At 64.3% G+C, this 16,184-nt stretch carries 16 protein-coding genes and 2 pseudogenes; 7 read left to right on the top strand and 11 right to left on the bottom strand.

What is annotated here, in order from left to right; all coding sequences use genetic code 11:
- Nucleotides 1–27: 27 nt before the first annotated feature.
- The 3 genes from PI990_RS18395 to PI990_RS18385 form a co-directional block, all read right to left on the bottom strand.
- Nucleotides 28–570, bottom strand: a complete 543-nt coding sequence (locus PI990_RS18395) for an ATP-binding protein (RefSeq protein WP_271661323.1) — start codon at nucleotides 568–570, stop codon at nucleotides 28–30.
- A 107-nt stretch (nucleotides 571–677) separates the two neighbouring features.
- A complete protein-coding gene (locus PI990_RS18390; RefSeq protein ID WP_271658019.1) occupies nucleotides 678–1,208 on the bottom strand; it encodes a M15 family metallopeptidase in 531 nt (176 codons plus the stop codon).
- 166 nt (nucleotides 1,209–1,374) lie between these two features.
- The gene (locus PI990_RS18385; protein WP_271658018.1) at nucleotides 1,375–1,983 is read right to left on the bottom strand and encodes a LysE family translocator; all 609 of its coding nucleotides are present in this window, start codon (nucleotides 1,981–1,983) and stop codon (nucleotides 1,375–1,377) included.
- Nucleotides 1,984–2,047: 64 nt separating this feature from the next.
- Here PI990_RS18385 and PI990_RS18380 point away from each other — a divergent pair, with 64 nt between their 5' ends.
- Nucleotides 2,048–2,974 carry a LysR family transcriptional regulator gene (locus tag PI990_RS18380; protein WP_271658017.1) on the top strand — a complete coding sequence of 309 codons (927 nt, stop codon included), beginning with the start codon at nucleotides 2,048–2,050 and terminating at the stop codon, nucleotides 2,972–2,974.
- A 362-nt stretch (nucleotides 2,975–3,336) separates the two neighbouring features.
- Here the strand turns inward: PI990_RS18380 and PI990_RS18375 are convergent.
- Nucleotides 3,337–4,307 (bottom strand): annotated as a pseudogene (locus PI990_RS18375) (IS1182 family transposase); the annotation flags it as partial.
- Nucleotides 4,308–4,511: 204 nt separating this feature from the next.
- Nucleotides 4,512–4,888: pseudogene (locus PI990_RS18370) on the bottom strand (helix-turn-helix domain-containing protein); the annotation flags it as partial.
- Here PI990_RS18370 and PI990_RS18365 point away from each other — a divergent pair.
- Entirely contained in the window at nucleotides 4,883–5,293 is a 411-nt protein-coding gene (locus PI990_RS18365) for a LysR substrate-binding domain-containing protein (protein ID WP_333945566.1), read from the top strand. The pseudogene PI990_RS18370 and the gene PI990_RS18365 overlap by 6 nt on opposite strands.
- 125 nt (nucleotides 5,294–5,418) lie before the next feature.
- Entirely contained in the window at nucleotides 5,419–5,862 is a 444-nt protein-coding gene (locus tag PI990_RS18360; RefSeq protein WP_271658016.1) for an EF-hand domain-containing protein, read from the top strand.
- Between the two features lie 126 nt (nucleotides 5,863–5,988).
- On the opposite strand, the gene PI990_RS18355 is transcribed toward PI990_RS18360, so the two are convergent.
- Both PI990_RS18355 and PI990_RS18350 read right to left on the bottom strand, forming a co-directional pair.
- On the bottom strand, nucleotides 5,989–6,273 hold the full coding sequence (locus PI990_RS18355) for a hypothetical protein (protein WP_271658015.1): 285 nt from the start codon (nucleotides 6,271–6,273) through the stop codon (nucleotides 5,989–5,991).
- A gap of 34 nt (nucleotides 6,274–6,307) precedes the next feature.
- Nucleotides 6,308–6,607: a hypothetical protein gene (locus PI990_RS18350; protein WP_271658014.1), complete on the bottom strand. Its 300-nt coding sequence runs from the start codon at nucleotides 6,605–6,607 to the stop codon at nucleotides 6,308–6,310.
- 247 nt (nucleotides 6,608–6,854) lie between these two features.
- On the opposite strand from PI990_RS18350, the gene PI990_RS18345 reads away from it, so the two are divergent.
- Nucleotides 6,855–7,832: a lipid A deacylase LpxR family protein gene (locus tag PI990_RS18345; RefSeq protein ID WP_271658013.1), complete on the top strand. Its 978-nt coding sequence runs from the start codon at nucleotides 6,855–6,857 to the stop codon at nucleotides 7,830–7,832.
- 30 nt (nucleotides 7,833–7,862) lie between these two features.
- Here the strand turns inward: PI990_RS18345 and PI990_RS18340 are convergent, their stop codons facing one another.
- On the bottom strand, nucleotides 7,863–8,537 hold the full coding sequence (locus PI990_RS18340) for a TetR/AcrR family transcriptional regulator (RefSeq protein WP_271658012.1): 675 nt from the start codon (nucleotides 8,535–8,537) through the stop codon (nucleotides 7,863–7,865).
- A gap of 257 nt (nucleotides 8,538–8,794) precedes the next feature.
- Between PI990_RS18340 and PI990_RS18335 the strand changes: the two genes are divergently transcribed.
- The 3 genes from PI990_RS18335 to PI990_RS18325 all read left to right on the top strand — a co-directional run bounded on the left by PI990_RS18335 (nucleotide 8,795) and on the right by PI990_RS18325 (nucleotide 12,609).
- Entirely contained in the window at nucleotides 8,795–11,239 is a 2,445-nt protein-coding gene (locus tag PI990_RS18335; RefSeq protein ID WP_271661321.1) for a PAS domain-containing protein, read from the top strand.
- Nucleotides 11,240–11,433: 194 nt separating this feature from the next.
- A complete protein-coding gene (locus tag PI990_RS18330; protein ID WP_271658011.1) occupies nucleotides 11,434–11,985 on the top strand; it encodes a GNAT family N-acetyltransferase in 552 nt (183 codons plus the stop codon).
- A 153-nt stretch (nucleotides 11,986–12,138) separates the two neighbouring features.
- Nucleotides 12,139–12,609 (top strand): hemerythrin domain-containing protein, encoded by a 471-nt coding sequence (locus PI990_RS18325; RefSeq protein WP_031287989.1) that lies wholly within the window; start codon nucleotides 12,139–12,141, stop codon nucleotides 12,607–12,609.
- Nucleotides 12,610–12,958: 349 nt separating this feature from the next.
- Here the strand turns inward: PI990_RS18325 and chrA are convergent, their stop codons facing one another.
- From chrA to PI990_RS18305, 3 genes are all read right to left on the bottom strand, one after another.
- The gene (gene chrA, locus PI990_RS18320) at nucleotides 12,959–14,164 is read right to left on the bottom strand and encodes a chromate efflux transporter (protein WP_271658010.1); all 1,206 of its coding nucleotides are present in this window, start codon (nucleotides 14,162–14,164) and stop codon (nucleotides 12,959–12,961) included.
- A gap of 133 nt (nucleotides 14,165–14,297) precedes the next feature.
- Nucleotides 14,298–15,872 carry an ATP-binding protein gene (locus PI990_RS18315; RefSeq protein WP_442969343.1) on the bottom strand — a complete coding sequence of 525 codons (1,575 nt, stop codon included), beginning with the start codon at nucleotides 15,870–15,872 and terminating at the stop codon, nucleotides 14,298–14,300.
- A gap of 25 nt (nucleotides 15,873–15,897) precedes the next feature.
- Nucleotides 15,898–16,137, bottom strand: coding sequence for a hypothetical protein (locus PI990_RS18305; RefSeq protein ID WP_271658009.1), 240 nt, complete (start codon nucleotides 16,135–16,137; stop codon nucleotides 15,898–15,900).
- Nucleotides 16,138–16,184: the final 47 nt, after the last annotated feature.

The following is a 16,184-nucleotide window of genomic DNA, read 5'->3' as shown; positions in this document are numbered from 1 at the left end:
ACCGGCTACGACACCGGGCTGCCTCGACTAGCGCGCCACCTGTGACAGGGCGTGAATGACCTTCGCCGTCATCGCCTCAGCGCTTCTATCCCCGTCGACCCTCAGGATCGGTGCCGTTTGCCCGGCCAGCCACGCCTCGTGCCAGGCCCGGTTGCGCCCGTCGAACTCCGGGTTGTCGTACTGCGAAGCCCACTCGCGAAAGGCCACGTGTATGCCATGCATATCACCGCCGGGCGCGATCCGCTCGCCAAAGCGTTCCTTTTCACGGGCGGCCAGACGCTCCAGGCGAATGGGCGTAGGCGTCACCACGAACACGATCAGGTCGGCATGGGCAATCAATGCATCGCCCCAGTTGATGCAGGAGCCGGTCAGCACCCAGTTGTCGTCACCGAGCTCGTGCTGCATCAAGGAAACCCGCTCACTGGGTGGCCGCTTGGTGGTGAAGCGCGGGTCCGTGGGCATCCAGTAATAGTCATCGACATCCACCTGGCGGACGCCGAGCAGCGGCACGAGATTCTGACCCAGGGTGGTCACGCCTGAACACGAGGCGCCTGTAATGTAGATCCGCAATTCATCCTCCATGAGCGCCAGTCGGTTTCGAGTCGGCGAGGCCATCCCTGCTGGCAGGATGATGCATCCGCTGATTCAAGTCGCTGATTTTATTGGGTTCTGGCTGCTCAGGCCGCGGTAGGGGTAAACCGCCAATGCCAGGGCTCATAGTCGAACCCGTTCGGGTTGCCTCGCGGGTACGACAGCTGGAAGTCGAACGTCGCTGCGTGTTTTTCCAGCCAGGCGAACGCCGGTGTGTTTTCAAACTCGGTCTCCAGCGCCGGGCAACCCGGTGTGCCGATATCCACCGCCAGCCCCGTGTGGTGTTCACTGAAAAGTGGCGGTGCCGACACGGCCAGGATCTGCTCGAGGCTCAGCCCGGCCTTGAGCTTTCGCTCGATGATCGACACCTGTCGCGCCACGCTTCTGAAGGCCGAGACGATATGCAGGTCGACTCCATCCACGCTCGCGCCGGACTTCAGCCTTGCCCAGGCTTTGGCGGCGGATGGTGCCAGCTGATGTTCCCTGCCATTCGCATCGACTTCGGCCACCTCCAGAACGGTCGCCTCGGTGAACTCCTGCAGGCCTTTGGCAATGATCAGCCCGACGGGGATTCCCAGCCTGTCGAGCATGGCCAGAGCGGTGGTGGAATAGTGCATGTGATGGCCTGTGGGGGAGGGTGTTGCATCGGTTGATGCGGTGATTGGAGTCGTGGGCTGGAGTAAAGCTGAAGGTGTGGTGGTTAGTCGATGGCTGGTTTTGCTTCTGGTCGACAACTGCTCATACGAAAGACTGCTATCGACCAAGAGCGGACGCTCAGTGCATTCACAATGTTATAGCCAGCATCACACCGAAACTCACTAGCAATCCTCCAAAAGCGCGATCCACCCAATGCCGAATCGCAATCAATTTTTCCCGAATCTGGCAGGTCGAAAAAAACATCGCGACAAGGCTGAACCAGGTGATGTGGGCCGCTGAAATGAATACGCCGTAGGCAATTTGCATGGGTAAGGTTGTTTCGGGACGCACTACACCTATGAAAAGGCTAACGATGAAAATCGATGTTTTGGGATTCAGTGCATTAGTCAGGAACCCTGTGCGAAGAGCGGCGATATCTGACTGTGCAGCGGCTGGAGTAGCAAACTGACCTGCGGCGGGCATGGCGCCCAGCATTTTTATCCCGAGATAAATCAAATAGGCGGCGCCGGCCATCTTCAGCACACTGAATAGCCAGAGCGAGTGCTGAAGAACCAGTCCAAGCCCCAGCAGGGTGTAGCAGACATGCACGACGACCCCAAGGCCGATACCAGCTGCCGTAAGGACTCCGGTACGGCGTGAAAGCATCAGGCTATTGCGAGAAACCAGGGCAAAATCGGGCCCGGGACTGATGCATGCCAACAACGTTATAGTGACTACAGCTATCCATTCGTTCATGAGGTAATTTGGCTCTGGTTAGAGATGGCCATATTCTTGCTGTGCATTAAGCGGATGACTAACGATGCTTCCTCAAGAAAAAGGTGAGCCTGAGTCACCATTATCGATTTCTCGCCTGCCCTCGCTGGTAGCATTGCGCTGCTTCGAGGCCGCCGCCCGATTAGAGAATTTTGCCCGTGCAGCCGCAGAGTTGCATGTCACTCCGGGCGCGATAAGCCGCGCTGTGCGCTTGCTGGAGGATGAGCTGGGCGTCGATTTGTTCGACCGTCGTAGTAGGCGTGTGTTTATCTCCGATGACGGGCGCAAGCTGGCAATCGCGGTCCGCGAAGGCTTGGGCTTGATGACTCAGGCAGTAACGGAAATACGTGTGAAGGCACGTCGCGATCGACAACTAGTGCTTTCTTGCGAGCCCACGCTGTTAATGCGCTGGCTGATTCCACGCTGGAGTGAATTCCAGATGCGCCGCCCGGACTTGAACATTCATCTTGTGGCAGGAGGTGGGGCCTTCTCCTTCGATCACGGGATAGACCTCGCGATCCGCCGCGACGATTTCCCCCGCCCTGCTCATTACTATGCCGAAGAGTTGTTCCGTGAAAGAGTTGCCCCGGTGTGCCGGCCTGACAAGGTTTGCGAGTGGTTCACTGCAGACGGCAAGCTCGTTGCGGCCGCACCTAAATTACTCACCCGAACACGCCCTAACGCTTGGCAAGAATGGGCCGCTGCTACAGGCCGATCCATGCCTCCGGCGGAGGGGCAGTGCTTTGAGCACTTTTACTTTAGCTTGCAGGCAGCAGTCGCCGGCCTTGGTGTTGCCATTGGCCCCTGGAACTTGGTGCAAGACGATATTCATAACGGCGTGTTGGCAGCACCTTCTGGGTTCGTTGAGGATGGTTCGCGGTATTGCCTAATTTCTCCGACAGCATTCGAACCGGATAGCGTGGAGATGGAATTATTGGAGTGGTTGCGCGCCTCGGGATTAAGCCGTAGATGACGTGTGACAAGTGCAATATCACTAGTTGAAAGGTAGTTATTGCCCGGGAATGCCTACCGGATCGAGGGCACTCCATACTCCATAGCTTGGCCCTGCCAGATGCCTTGTCGGCGGCTTGCAATTATCAGGCTATCGCCCGTACCCGCCGCGCTCACCACCAGCTGCCCCCTGGAGCCCAGAACGCACTGCGGCCCTCACAACTCCAGCCACCGGAAGAGGCTCCATGATTGGCCATCAATACGCCCAGCGAATGTTCTTGGGCATAACCCTTCAGCAGCTCGCTGTCACATGGGCAGCCGCTATCACTTATTCGCACGCTGGTCGCGCGTAAACCCCGGCGCACTCTTTGGCGGCACTTGCATTCCCGAGGTCAGCGGCTTGGGCACGAAAACAGTGATTCCAGCCTCATGGCACGCCAGGATTTCTTCGCCTTTGAAATACCCTCTGTCTGCGACCGCCGAGAGTTTCTTGACGCCCATGTCCTCTCGCGCCTGCTTGGCCATGGTACTTAGCTGGTCTCGATCAGCCCCATCGTTCGTTACTTCGTGGGTCACGATCAAGTGGTGCTTCGCGTCGACCGCCGCCTGCACGTTGTAGCCGACCACGCCGCTGCCGCGGGTCTTCATCGAACGGGCATCGGGATCGGTCAGGGAGATCTGCTTATCCGGTGTTTCGTTGAGCTGAACCTCGATTTCCTTGAGCTCCTGCAGCTTGGTTTTAAGGTCGCGATCTTGTCGTGGAGGCGTTCGGCTTTGACCTGCGCCACGGCAGGTTCTTGACGATCAGCGGTATCCAGTGCGCTCAGGTAGCGATTGATGCTGGACTCGATCTCCTCCATTCGCCGCTGAAGCTTGGCGCTGGTGAAATTGCGGTCGCGGTTGTTGACCGCCTTGAACTTGCTGCCATCGATGGCCACAAGTGCTTCAGAGAACAGGCCAAGCTGCTGGCACAGCACCACGAACTGCCGACAGACGCGACGGATTGCGTTGCCGTTATCTTTGCGGAAGTTAGCGATGGTCTTGAAGTCCGGCATCAAACGCCCGGTCAGCCACATCAACTCAAGGTTGCGCTGAGCCTCACGTTCGAGACGGCGGCTGGACTGGATGCGATTGAGATAGCCGTAGATGTAGATCTTCAGGAGGTCAGCAGGATGGTAAGCGGGCCGACCTGTTTCAGCCGGGACGACACCCTCGAAACCCAGCTGGCCAAGGTCGAGTTCATCGCCGAAAACATCGACCACCCGCACCGGGTTGGTGTCCGCCACGTAGTCATCCAGGCTCTCGGGAAGCAGCGTGCTTTGGCCTCGACATTCGCCCTGGATGAAACGCTTCATGGAATGCCCCTGCTATGAAACCTGCCGGCAGCATAGCAAGGTCGCTGGACACGTTTTTACACAGCCTAGGCCGATAACTGCCGCCTCTGTCGATCCGTTTGCCTCCAGCAAACATCTCATGCAGTTCCGCGCACTGAGACGATTCGACGATGCCACTGCGTGTATACCGGTCGCGCCCAAACACCAGGCCCAAGCGACTCAAACTCAATGCGACGAGACAAAGGGCGATGGGCTCGTCGGTGCCGGCAGCGCATAGGTCCGCTTCATCCAGGCCACTTCCGCCAGCGGCGTTCGGCCGAACAGGCGCTTGAAGTCGCGGCTGAATTGCGAGGCGCTTTCATAGCCCGCCAGGAAGGCCGAGTGGGCGGCCGTCAGGTCGTTGCGCAGCATCAGCAGGCGCGCCTGGTGCAGGCGTGTCGACTTGAGGTATTGCATGGGCGAGGTGTCGGTCACCTTGCGAAAGTGCATGTGGAAGTTGGGCACGCTCATCTGCACTTCCCGGGCCAGGGCTTCCACATCCAGGTGCTCGTGGTAGCTACTGTGGATCTGGTGGATGGCCCGCCCAACCGGCCTACCTGGCCAGGCGCGGCACGCCGCTGGAGCTCAGGGACCTGGCGAACCACGACTGCGTGAACTTCCGCTATCAGAGCTCGGGCCAGGCATTGCGCTGGCCCTTCAGCGTGGACGGCAAGGTGGTCGAGCTGGTACCGGATGCGGCCATCGTCATCGACGCCAGCGATGCGGTCGCCGCAGTGGTCGCCGCGGGTGGTGGAATCGGTATTTCGCCCACCTATGTGGCGGCGCCCTATGTGGCCCGTGGCGAGTTGACGCCGCTGTTCCCGGAGTTCGCGGTGGACCGCTCCTCCATCACCGCGCTATGGCCGGAAAGCCGGCGGGGCAGCCCCAACGTCAAGGCCTTCGTCGGCTTTCTCGAGGAGCTGTTCCCGAACCCTACGACCTGGGACGAGATCGTCCGCAACGCGTGAGTCGAGCGCTAGTGCGCATGTGCTAATTGACCCCTCATTCCACCACTTCTAGATTCCCAGCCTTTGTTCTTCGCGCGGGGAGGGCGCTGCCCCGAGACTCCGCCGTTCTCTACAGGGAGTTGCACATGCCATTGCTCACCCGGATGTTCTCCGCTGGCCTGCTGCTCACGCTGGCCGCCACTCACGTCGCCGCCGCTTCGGTGGATGAGATCTTCCGCTCGGAAGACACCGACGGCGATGGCGCGCTGTCCGTGGTGGAAGCCCAGGCGGCGGCCCCCAAGACCTTCCGCGCCATGGACAGCAACGGCGACGGCGTGCTCACGGTGGAAGAGATCGCTGCCTACACCGCCGCCGAGAGTGCCCCCGAGATGGTCTGGCCCGCCGAGGTGCTGGCGTCGGTTTCACAGAAAACCTTGGAGTACTGGGACGGCAACCTCGACGGCAAGGTGACCGAGCAGGAGTATGTGAAGGCTTCGGTCGACATGATGCTGCTGGCCGACTCAGACGGTGACCGCAAGGTGACCCGTGAAGAGCTGCAACGCTTCCGGGGTGAAGCCGTTACGCCGTGATGGTTCAAGCGCTTGGCTGTGGTGGCGTGAGCCCCGAGGCTCCAAGCCGACATAAGCCTCCGATGCGGCGTGGTTTAGCACGCCGCAGGTGGAAGGCTGATCGGCATCAGCGGATGAGTTCGGGTCTCACCCCAGCAACCCGCTCAAGCCACGGTAGGCCGGCTCATCGCTCGAGGTCACCAGGGTCGCGGTCTGGCCCGTCTGGCAGAGCACCTTGCCCTTGTAGGTCTGGCCGTTGGGCAGGGCTACCGTCACCTCGCCGGCCTGCCTGAGGTCGGCGCTGCAGGTGATGTCGTAGACGCCGGGCGCCGTGCGCTTCAGGAGGATGCGCGTTCGGCGCTGGAAGGTGCCGGCGAGCTCGCCATGGGTTCCCGTGTAGGTGAGGATGGCTTGTCCTTCGTACCTGGTCATCTGCAGCTCCTCCTTGCTGGCAGCGCTGCCTGCGCTATCCACGTTGCTCCTGGTGCCTGGCCTGCTCGGGGCGATTGGGCGCGGTTTCCTGCCCGGTTGCCACCAGGGTCACGACCTGGCCCTCCTGGACGGCCACCGTGCCGCTGATGTGCTGCCGCTCGGGCAGCGTGATGCGAACCTCTTCAGCACCCCTGAGGTTCAGCCCACAGGTGAGATTGAAGACGCCCGGGGCGGTTTCTTCGAGCCCGATTTCGATTCGCCGGCTCTGGATGCCGAGCATCGGGCCCGCACGCGCGCTGAAGGAAACGATGGCCTGCCCGTGATAGCTGATCATGCTGGTCTCCACTGCGTTCCTGGTGCATTGGAGGCCTGTGAGCGGGTGCGGTTCGGCTCGGCCCGCCCTGGGGTGACGGGCGGGGCGGCGGGGCTTGGAGCGCTGCAAGGCGCGCACGGCCTGGCCTTGGCCGGAAACTAGAATCCATCGTCTATTTTTGTTGAACGGTTTTTCGCGCCGGCTTTCATAGTTTTGCGGCCCAGCCGCCTGCCCCTCGGAAGCCACTAAAAACAACCTGGAGCCCCCCATGAAAGCCTCCGCTATCAGCGCGATGTTCGTCACTTCCCTGCTAGTTGCCAGCGGCGTGAACGCCGAAGTCTTTTCGCTGAAGGTCGAAAACGATGTATTCACCGGCGGCCAGGACGGCCACTACACCAACGGGATCGAGGGCTCCTTGGCTTTCGAACCCGAGCAGGCGCACTGGACGCGCAACCTGGCAGGCGTGCTGCCCGGCTGGTCCACCAGCGACCTGAGCTACGCCGCCTACCGCTTCGGCCACCAGCTCTACACCCCCGAGGAGATCGAGACCGCCGAACTGCAGGAGCAGGACCGCCCCTACGCCGGGCTGGTGTTCGGCGGGGTGACGCTGTTCGCCGATGAGCAGCGGGAAGGGCTGCGCATGAGCGACACCTTCACCCTCGACGCCGGCCTGGTCGGCCAGGGCGCGGGCGGCAAGCGATTGCAGCGGGCGGTGCACAAGGTCACCGGCAGCGATGCGCCGGAAGGCTGGGACAACCAGCTGGAGAACGAACCCTTCGTCAACCTGGGCTACGAGAAGCGCTGGTGGCTGCAGCATCAGCTGGGTGGCCTGGAGCTGGAATACGGCCCCAGCGTCGGGGGCGCGGTGGGCAACCTCTACACCTACGCCTCCACCGGCGCGGGCGTGCGCTTCGGCCAGGGGCTTTCGCGCAGCCTGAGCCAACCCGCCGTCACGCCGGCGCCCAGCGGCGCGCAGTACTTCAAGCCCGGTGAAGGCTTCGGCTGGTTCGTGTTCGCCAACCTCGAAGGGCGCTTCATGGCCCACAACATGCTGCTGGACGGCAACACCTTCAAGGACAGCCACTCCGTGGACCGCGAGAAGTGGGTGGGCGACGCTCAGTTGGGGTTCGCCATGCTGTGGGACCGCTGGCAACTGTCGTTCGCCAACGTCTGGCGCAGCCATGAGTTCAAGACCCAGCAGGAGCACGACCAGTTCGGCTCGGTCACCCTGTCCACCTGGCTGTGACGAGCGGGGCGCCTGTGGGCGCCCGGCACCTCAGGGGGCGTGGCGCCCCTGGCTCGCCTCGATGGCCTGGATGTAGGCGGTGAGCGCCCGGGGGATTTCCTCGTGCAGCACCGCGGCCCGCATGTCCTTGTCGTAATCCACCATCAGGTCGGTCACCAGGCCCAGGGGCAGGCCGAGCAGGGTGGCCGCATAGGCCTTCCTGGCACGCTCGTCGGTGCCTGGCAGGCGCAGCGTCAGGATGCGTATGCACAAGGCCTGCAGCAGGGGCTGGACGGGGGTGTCGGTGGGGGACTTGCCCGCCGCCCTGTCGAATCGGATCAGGGACAGCAGCACCGGGTTCTGCGCCACGTAGTCCAGCAGCGGCTTGACCAGCAGGGTGATCAGCCGCTCGGCGCTGGCCGCCTGCCAGGTGGCGTCGTCGATGTGGCCGATCTCCTCGGCGACCGCCTGGATGGCCAGTTCGTGGCGCTCGGAAAGGGCGAGAAGCATGCTCTGCTTGTTCGGGAAGAAGTGGTAGAGCGAGCCGATGGAGGTCTCCGCTTCCGCCGCGATCCGGTGCATGCCGAGCGCCGCTTCGCCTTCCTCCACCAACAGCCGCTCGCAGGCCTCCAGGATGGCCGTGACGCGCTGCTCGCCACGGCTTTGCCGGGGCTGGCGCTGGGCCTTGCGCCGGGGCGTGCGGGTGGGTTCTTTGACGAGAGGCATGGGGCACCCTGGGAGTCCGAGCAACTAGAGACAACGGCCTGGCCGATTTGTGCGCGCGCAATGCGTCGAATCCCCAGCGGCACAGCCACCTCGTGCAAACCGGCCTGGATTTTGGTCTGATGCAGGCGCACCCGATGCGACCCCTCCGTCCATCCAACACCACACGCGAGTACCGGACCCTGAACAACCTGACCCGAGAAGAACTGCAGGCCGAGGTCGCCCGCCTGCGCGCCGCGCTGGATGCGGCGCAGGCGGGTATGCGGCAACCCGCCGAACTCGCGCGGGACGAAACCCTGGAGCGTTACCGCCTGGCCGCCAAGGCCACTAACGACGCCATCTGGGACTGGGACCTGCTCGCCAACCACGTGCTGTGGAACGATGCCCTGGAGCACGCCTACGGTCACCCCGCCAATAGCGTCGAGCCGACGGGCGACTGGTGGATCGCGCAGATCCACCCCGATGACCGGGAGCGCATCAGCGCCTCCATCCACGCGGTGATCGACGGCACCGGCACGGCCTGGTCGGACGGTTACCGCTTCCGCTGCCACGACGGTTCCTACGCCGAGGTGCTCGACCGCGGCCATGTGATCCGGGACGCGCAAGGCCGGGCGCTGCGCATGATCGGCGCGATGCTGGACCGCACCAAGGTACGCACCGCCGAGGCGGCGTTGCTGCGCAGCGAGGAGCGTTTCAGAACGGTGCTGGAAACCACCGAGGCGGCCTTCGCCATCGTGCAGGTAAAGTTCGACGAAAACGACGAGCCGGTGGACTACCGCTTCGTCGAGGCCAACGCGGCGTTCGAGCGCGAGTCGGGTGTGAACCTGCGCGGCAAGTGGGTCACCGAGTTCGCCCCCGATCTCGAGCGCTTCTGGTTCGAAACCTACGGCCATGTGGCGAAGACCGGCGAGCCGGCCAATTTCGAAAACTACGCCAAGGCCTTCGAGCGCTGGTTCGACGTACGCGCGGTGCGGATCGGCGAGCCGGCCGAGCGCCAGATCGCCATCATCTTCAGCGACGTCACCCAGCGGCGTGACGCCGAGGAGCGCCTGCGCATCAGCGAGGCCCAGGCCCGCGAGAACGGCGAGCGCGTGCAACTGGCCCTGGCGGCCGGCGCCATCATCGGTACCTGGCACTGGCACCTGCCCACCGATAGCTTCACCGTCGACAAGCCCTTCGCCGACTCCTTCGGCCTGGACCCGGCGCTGGGCCGCGAGGGCCTTGCCCTCGAACAGATCATTGCCAACGTGCACCCCGAGGACCGCGAAGGCCTGATCGCGGCAATAGACGAAGTCATCGCCCGTGGCGGCGCCTACGCCCACCAGTACCGGGTCCGTCGCAGAGACGGCAATTACTACTGGATCGAAGCGAACGGGCGCGTGGAGCTGGCCGATGACGGCAGCCCGCTCAACTTCCCCGGCGTGCTCATCGACGTCGAAGGGCGCCGCGCCGTCGAGGCCGAGCGCGACCGGGCGATCGCCGCCCTGCGTGCCTTCACCGACACCCTGGAACAGCGGGTCGCCGAGCGTTCGGCCGAGCTGATGCAGGCCGAGGAAAAGTTGCGACAGTCGCAGAAGATGGAAGCCGTGGGTCAGCTCACCGGCGGCCTGGCCCACGACTTCAACAACCTGCTGGCGGGCATCTCCGGCGCCCTCGACCTGATGGGCCTGCGCATCGCCCAGGGGCGCTGGCAGGACATCGAACGGTACATCGGCACCGCCCAGGGCGCGGCCAAGCGAGCAGCGGCCCTGACCCATCGGCTCCTGGCCTTCTCCCGGCGGCAGACGCTGGCTCCGCGGGCCACCGACGTGAACCTGCTGATTGCCGGGATGACCGAGCTGATCCAGCGCACCGTGGGGCCCAGCATCCGTGTCGAGACCTCCGGCGCGGCCACGTTGTGGCGTGCGCTGGTGGATGCGAGCCAACTGGAGAATGCGCTGCTCAACCTGTGCCTCAACGCGCGCGATGCCATGCCCGAGGGCGGCTCCATCACGGTTGAAACCACCAACCTGATGCTGGACCCGAGTGCGGCCCGCGCACTCGACCTCCCCGAGGGTGAATACCTGTGCCTGTCGGTGACCGACAACGGCATCGGCATGACGGCGGAAACCATGGCCAAGGCCTTCGACCCGTTCTTCACCACCAAACCCATCGGCCAGGGCACCGGCCTGGGCCTCTCGATGATCTACGGCTTCGCCCAGCAATCCGGCGGGCAGGTGCGCATCCACTCGACGCCGGGTCGGGGCTCCACCGTCAGCATCTACCTCCCGCGCTATCACGGCGACATGAGCGGGGAGGAGGCCGAGACGCCCGGCAACCCTTCCGCCTGTGCCGAAACCGGCGAAACCATTCTGGTGGTCGACGACGAGCCGTCGGTGCGCATGCTGCTGACGGAAGCACTGGGCGACCTGGGCTACACCCTGATCGAGGCGGCCGACAGCCTGGCCGGGCTCAAGGTACTGCGCTCGGATGTGCACATCGACCTGCTGATCACCGACGTCGGCTTGCCCGGTGGCATGAATGGCCGACAGATGGCGGACGCCGGGCGGGAGATCCGCCCCGGCCTGAAGACCCTGTTCATCACCGGCTACGCCGAAAACGCCGTCTTTGAACCCAGCTACCTCGGCCCGGGGATGGAGGTGCTGACCAAGCCCTTCACCCTCGAAGCGCTGGTGGCGAGGGTGCGTGGGTTGGTGGTGGGCTAGTCAAAGCACCCTGGGGTTGTGGTACTTCTTCTGGTTGAACGCCGGGGATCACAGCAGGCTGCTTGCGGCCCTGGCTGTGTAAAAACGCTGCGGCTGATGGATAGCTGCATATTGAATGGTTTTAGCCGCTGGCCAATCAGAACACCCCGGCAGCCGGCACTCTTGAAACACCTTGGCCAACAGGCGGTTCATTCATGCAGACATACTCGATAGACGCTGTTTCACCTGCCGACTTCGATGTGTTCATGGTCTATCTCGACGATCACCTGCGCGAGAACGGCTCGCCGGAAGTCGGCTATTTCCAGCCTTTGTCGCGCAGCGCTTCTTCCTACCCGCCTGAGCGGAAAGCGGCGTTCCGCGCTGGCTTGGAGATAGCGCTCGGCGAGCCCGGTTGGCGCCGGGCCTGGGTCGCGCGAGCCGAGGATGGGCAGATCGCCGGGCACATCGACCTCCGCAGCCACGCCGAGCGCTACGCGACTCATCGCTGCCTGCTGGGCATGGGTGTGCACTGCGCCCACCGACGCCGTGGGCTGGGCGCTTTGCTGATCGAGCAGGCTGGGCGATGGGCTGCATCCACGGCCCTGCTGGAGTGGATCGACCTGCAAGTGCTTGGCAGCAATGCAGCAGCCATTGCCCTCTACCGGCAGGCAGGCTTCATCCAGGTGGGAGAGGTGCCGCAGATGTTCAAGATCGATGGGCAGTCTTTCTCGTACATCACCATGACGAAGCGCTGTTCGAATCAGTAGTACCGCTCCTGGCCGCACGCCAACCGGGTGGGCGCGATGCCAATCCAACTTCCCCGGCCCTGCAAACACCTTGAACAAGCCGACGGCACACGCGTCAGTTCTTATGAGAGGCGCCGGCATGAACCGGCCTCCACAACCGATGAGGACATGACCATGAATGCCATCGAACTGCTCAAGCAGGACCACGTCACCGTGAAAGCCCTTCTCGAACGACTCGGCAGCACCACCGAGCGCGGGGTGAAGACGCGCACCGAGCTGCTGCGCAAGATCGAGGTGGAGCTGCTGGTGCACACCACCCTCGAAGAGCAGATTTTCTACCCCGCCTTCAAAGCCGCCGGCGGCAAGGACGAGACCATCATGTCGGCCGAGGCCAAGGAGGAGCACCGCACCGTCGACTCCCTGGTGCTGCCGGACCTCAAGCAGACCTCGCCGTCTTCCCTCGAATTCGCCGGCCGCGCGAAGGTGCTCAAGGAGTTGCTGGAGCACCACATCGAGGAAGAGGAAACCGAGATGTTCCCCAAGGCCGCCAAGCTGCTGGGCAAGCAGAAACTCGCCGAGCTGGGAGCCGAGATGGAGGCGCTGAAAAAGTCCATGAAGCAGGATCTGCAACGCCACGCGGCCTGAACCGCGACCAGCCCTACAGGCCGAAGCCCAAGACTGCGGAGCTGCTTTTCGTCGGGTGGACAACGCTTGTTTGTCCACCAACGGAGCTCCGGTTGAGCGCGCGTGGTGGATGTAAAAGCGCCATCCACCCTACATCCAGGCATGGCTGCGGAGTGGCTTTCGTAGGGTGGATTACGCTCTTTTTGTCCACCAACGGAGCTCCGGTTGAGCGCGCGTGGTGGATGTAAAAGCTCCATCCACCCTACATCCAGGCATGGCTGCGGAGTGGCTTTCGTAGGGTGGACAACGCTTTTTTTGTCCACCAGCGGGGCTCCATTCGAGCACCCAGGCGGGATGTGAAACGCGACCGTCAGCCCACCACCGACAACGCCCAACCCGCCGCACTGCTGGCGATTACCACCAGCCAGGGCGGCAGCTTCAGCCAAGTCAACGCCAGTAGCGCGGGCAGTGCCAGGGCGAGGTCCGCCGGTTGGTGGATGGCACTGGTCCATACCGGGTCGTAGAGGGCGGCCAGCAACAGGCCGACCACGGCGGCGTTGAGGCCCATCATCGCCGCCTGCATGCGGGTGTTGTGGCGCACCTGCTCCCAGAACGGCAGCGTGCCGGCCACCAGCAGGAAGGCGGGGAGGAAGATCGCCGCCAGGCAAACCAGCCCGCCCACCCAGGGCGACGGGAAGTGGCTCATGGCCGCGCCCAGGAATGCCGCGAAGGTGAACAGCGGCCCCGGAACCGCCTGCGCGGCCCCATAGCCGGCCACGAAGGTTGTCTCGCTGACCCAGCCCGGCGGCACCACCTCGTTGTGCAGCACCGGCAGCACCAGGTGGCCGCCGCCGAACACCAGGGCGCCGCTGCGGTAGAAGGCGTCGATGATGGCCAGCCGGGGTGCAGGGTAGAGCCGGCTCAACAGCGGCAAGGCCACCAGCAGGGCGAAGAACAACCCCAGCCACAACACGGCGGAGCGCTTGCCGATGCGGATCGGCAGCGGGTCATGGGTAGCACCCGGGGTAGGGCAGAACACCAGCAGCCCCAGCACCGCGGCGCCGAGCATGATCGCCACCTGGCTCCAGGCAGGGGGCGCCAGCAGGGCAAGCCCCGCCGCCACGGCCATGATCGCCACGCGCGGCGCGTCCGGGCACAGGTTGCGTCCCATGCCCCACACCGCCTGTGTCACCACGGCCACCGCCACCACTTTCAGCCCGTGCACGGCACCCTCGGGAATGGCATCGCCATGCTCCGTGATGCCCAGGGCAAGCAGCATCAGCAGCACCGCTGATGGCAGGGTGAAGCCCACCCAGGCCGCCAGTGCGCCGAGGTAGCCGCAACGGCCGAGCCCCAGCGCCATGCCCACCTGGCTGCTGGCCGGCCCGGGCAAGAACTGGCAGAGCGCCAACAGGTCGGCATAGCTGCGCTCGCTCAGCCAGCGCCGGCGCGTGACGAACTCGTCACGGAAATAGGCCAGGTGCGCCACCGGCCCACCGAAGCTGGTGAGCCCGAGGCGCAGGAATATCAGGAAGACGGCCCAGGGCCTCTGGTCGCGGTGTGCAGGCGTTGTCATCACATGGGGTTCTGGAAGCGGTGCGGCTGATTATGCGGCGCGGCCGTGTCGGTATTCCATGGGTTCCTGCGGCCCAGGCCGGAGCGATTCCAATCGCCCTGGGCAACGCCCTTGCGCGGCGGGAACGCGGCCGCTAGAGCGCCAGCAGCTCGCGCACCCGGCTGCCGAGGGCATCCACGGAAAAGGGCTTCGTCAGCACGTGCATGGCCGGCTGCAGCGGGGTATTGCCGGTGAATACGCTCTCGGCGTAGCCGGTGATGAAGAGGGTCTTGAGTCCGGGGCGAAGCTCGCGGCCGGCATCGGCCATCTGCCGCCCGTTCATGCCGCCGGGCAGGCCCACGTCGGTAATCAGCAGGTCGATCAGCACATCGGAGCGCAGCAGCTTCAGCCCGGCAGCGCCGTCGGCCGCCTCGATCACCGTGTACCCGAGCTCGTTCAGCACATCGGCCATCAGCATGCGTACCGCCGGCTCGTCGTCCACCAGCAGCACCGTCTCGCCGTGCTGCGTGATCGCCGTGTCGGCTACGCAGGGCGCATGCTCATCATCGGGGGCGTCGCCGTCGTGGCGGGGCAGGTAGATCACCACCCGGGTGCCTTCACCCACCGTGGAGCTGATGCGCACCTGCCCACCGGATTGTTGGGCAAAGCCGTAGATCATCGAAAGCCCCAGCCCGGTGCCCTGGCCGATGGGCTTGGTGGTGAAGAAGGGCTCGAAGGCATGGGCCATCACATCGGGCGTCATGCCGGTACCCGTGTCGCTCACGCACAGGCTGAGGTAATACCCCTCCGGCATGTCGTGGGCGTGGGCCGCCTCGTGGTCCAGCGCCAGGTTGGCCGTCCTGAGGGTGATGCAGCCGCCATCCGGCATGGCGTCGCGGGCGTTGATGCACAGGTTGAGCAGGGCGTTCTCCAGCTGGCTGGCGTCGACGAGCGCCGGCCACAGCTCCTGGGCGTTTCGCGTTTCAAGCTGGATGGCGGGCCCCACGGTGCGGTTGATCAGCTCCGTCATCCCATGCACCAGTGCGTTCACATTGGTGGGGCGGGGCTCCAGCGTCTGCCGGCGCGAGAAGGCGAGCAGCCGGTGGGTCAGCGCTGCGGCGCGCTTGGTGGCGCTCTGTGCCATCGCCATGTACTTGTCGATGTCGTTGACGCGGCCCTGGCCAATGCGCTTGCCCATCAGCTCCAGGGAGCCGGCGATCCCCGCCAGCAGGTTGTTGAAGTCGTGGGCGAGGCCGCCGGTCAGTTGGCCGACCGCTTCCATTTTCTGGGACTGGCGGAGCTTTTCCTCGGCCTGCATCAGCTCGGTCGTACGCTCGGCCACGCGCTGCTCCAGCGTCTCGTTGAGGCCGCGCAGATCGACCTCGGCCTGGCGCAAGGCCTCCTCGGCCATGGTGCGCTCCAGCAGGTCGGCCGCCTGCCGCGCCAGGATGTCGAGCAGGCGCCGGTCCCGCTGGGAAGGCTCGTGGGGCTCTCGCCAGTGGGTGGAGATCATCCCCAGCAGGTTGCCGCTGCGTGAAATCAGTGGCGTTGTCTGGGCGGAGCGGATGCCGGTGCGACGGAAGGCGAGCAGGTCTTCGGTGCCGGCGATGGCGTCCCATTGCTCGAAGTCGGGGATCACCGCCCGCTCGCCGAGCTTCAGCGCCATGGTGCAGCTGCTGTAGGCGTTGGGGCTCACCCATTGCCAAAAGCCAACTGCCTCGGGCGGCAGCCCGCGTGAACATAGAAGCTGGAGTTCACCCCCCGTGCCCGGAGCTGTGGCTATCAGGGCAAAGCCGCTGCATCGTCCCGAACTGCGAGCCGGTGATGGTCACTGCCGCGTCGACGATCTTGCCGTAGAGCGCTTCGCGATCCTGCTCGCCAATCAGGGCGATGCTGATCTGGTGCAGAAGTTCGATGTCGGAAAGGTCATTCCCCGAGCTGCCGGAAACGGCCGAAGAAGGCTCCGCCGAGACGGTGGGGGACGGGGAGGGCATGGGGGCTCCTGGGGAGCTGGAGGCAGGTTGGCGCAGCCTAGTAATAA

Origin of the sequence: Pseudomonas sp. TUM22785 (assembly GCF_028198105.1) — a bacterium.
Classification (GTDB): Bacteria; Pseudomonadota; Gammaproteobacteria; order Pseudomonadales; family Pseudomonadaceae; genus Metapseudomonas; species Metapseudomonas solani.
This window is presented reverse-complemented; position numbering and strand designations above follow the sequence as displayed.

Excerpts from the sequence above, each read along its gene's own strand:
- chrA (WP_271658010.1), bottom strand. The coding sequence starts at position 14,164 with ATGACAACGCCTGCACACCGCGACCAGAGGCCCTGGGCCGTCTTCCTG.
- PI990_RS18330 (WP_271658011.1), top strand. The coding sequence starts at position 11,434 with ATGCAGACATACTCGATAGACGCTGTTTCACCTGCCGACTTCGATGTG.
- PI990_RS18305 (WP_271658009.1), bottom strand. The coding sequence starts at position 16,137 with ATGCCCTCCCCGTCCCCCACCGTCTCGGCGGAGCCTTCTTCGGCCGTT.
- PI990_RS18385 (WP_271658018.1), bottom strand. The coding sequence starts at position 1,983 with ATGAACGAATGGATAGCTGTAGTCACTATAACGTTGTTGGCATGCATC.
- PI990_RS18335 (WP_271661321.1), top strand. The coding sequence starts at position 8,795 with ATGCGGCAACCCGCCGAACTCGCGCGGGACGAAACCCTGGAGCGTTAC.
- PI990_RS18380 (WP_271658017.1), top strand. The coding sequence starts at position 2,048 with ATGCTTCCTCAAGAAAAAGGTGAGCCTGAGTCACCATTATCGATTTCT.
- PI990_RS18360 (WP_271658016.1), top strand. The coding sequence starts at position 5,419 with ATGCCATTGCTCACCCGGATGTTCTCCGCTGGCCTGCTGCTCACGCTG.
- PI990_RS18390 (WP_271658019.1), bottom strand. The coding sequence starts at position 1,208 with ATGCACTATTCCACCACCGCTCTGGCCATGCTCGACAGGCTGGGAATC.
- PI990_RS18350 (WP_271658014.1), bottom strand. The coding sequence starts at position 6,607 with ATGATCAGCTATCACGGGCAGGCCATCGTTTCCTTCAGCGCGCGTGCG.
- PI990_RS18355 (WP_271658015.1), bottom strand. The coding sequence starts at position 6,273 with ATGACCAGGTACGAAGGACAAGCCATCCTCACCTACACGGGAACCCAT.
- PI990_RS18345 (WP_271658013.1), top strand. The coding sequence starts at position 6,855 with ATGAAAGCCTCCGCTATCAGCGCGATGTTCGTCACTTCCCTGCTAGTT.
- PI990_RS18325 (WP_031287989.1), top strand. The coding sequence starts at position 12,139 with ATGAATGCCATCGAACTGCTCAAGCAGGACCACGTCACCGTGAAAGCC.
- PI990_RS18340 (WP_271658012.1), bottom strand. The coding sequence starts at position 8,537 with ATGCCTCTCGTCAAAGAACCCACCCGCACGCCCCGGCGCAAGGCCCAG.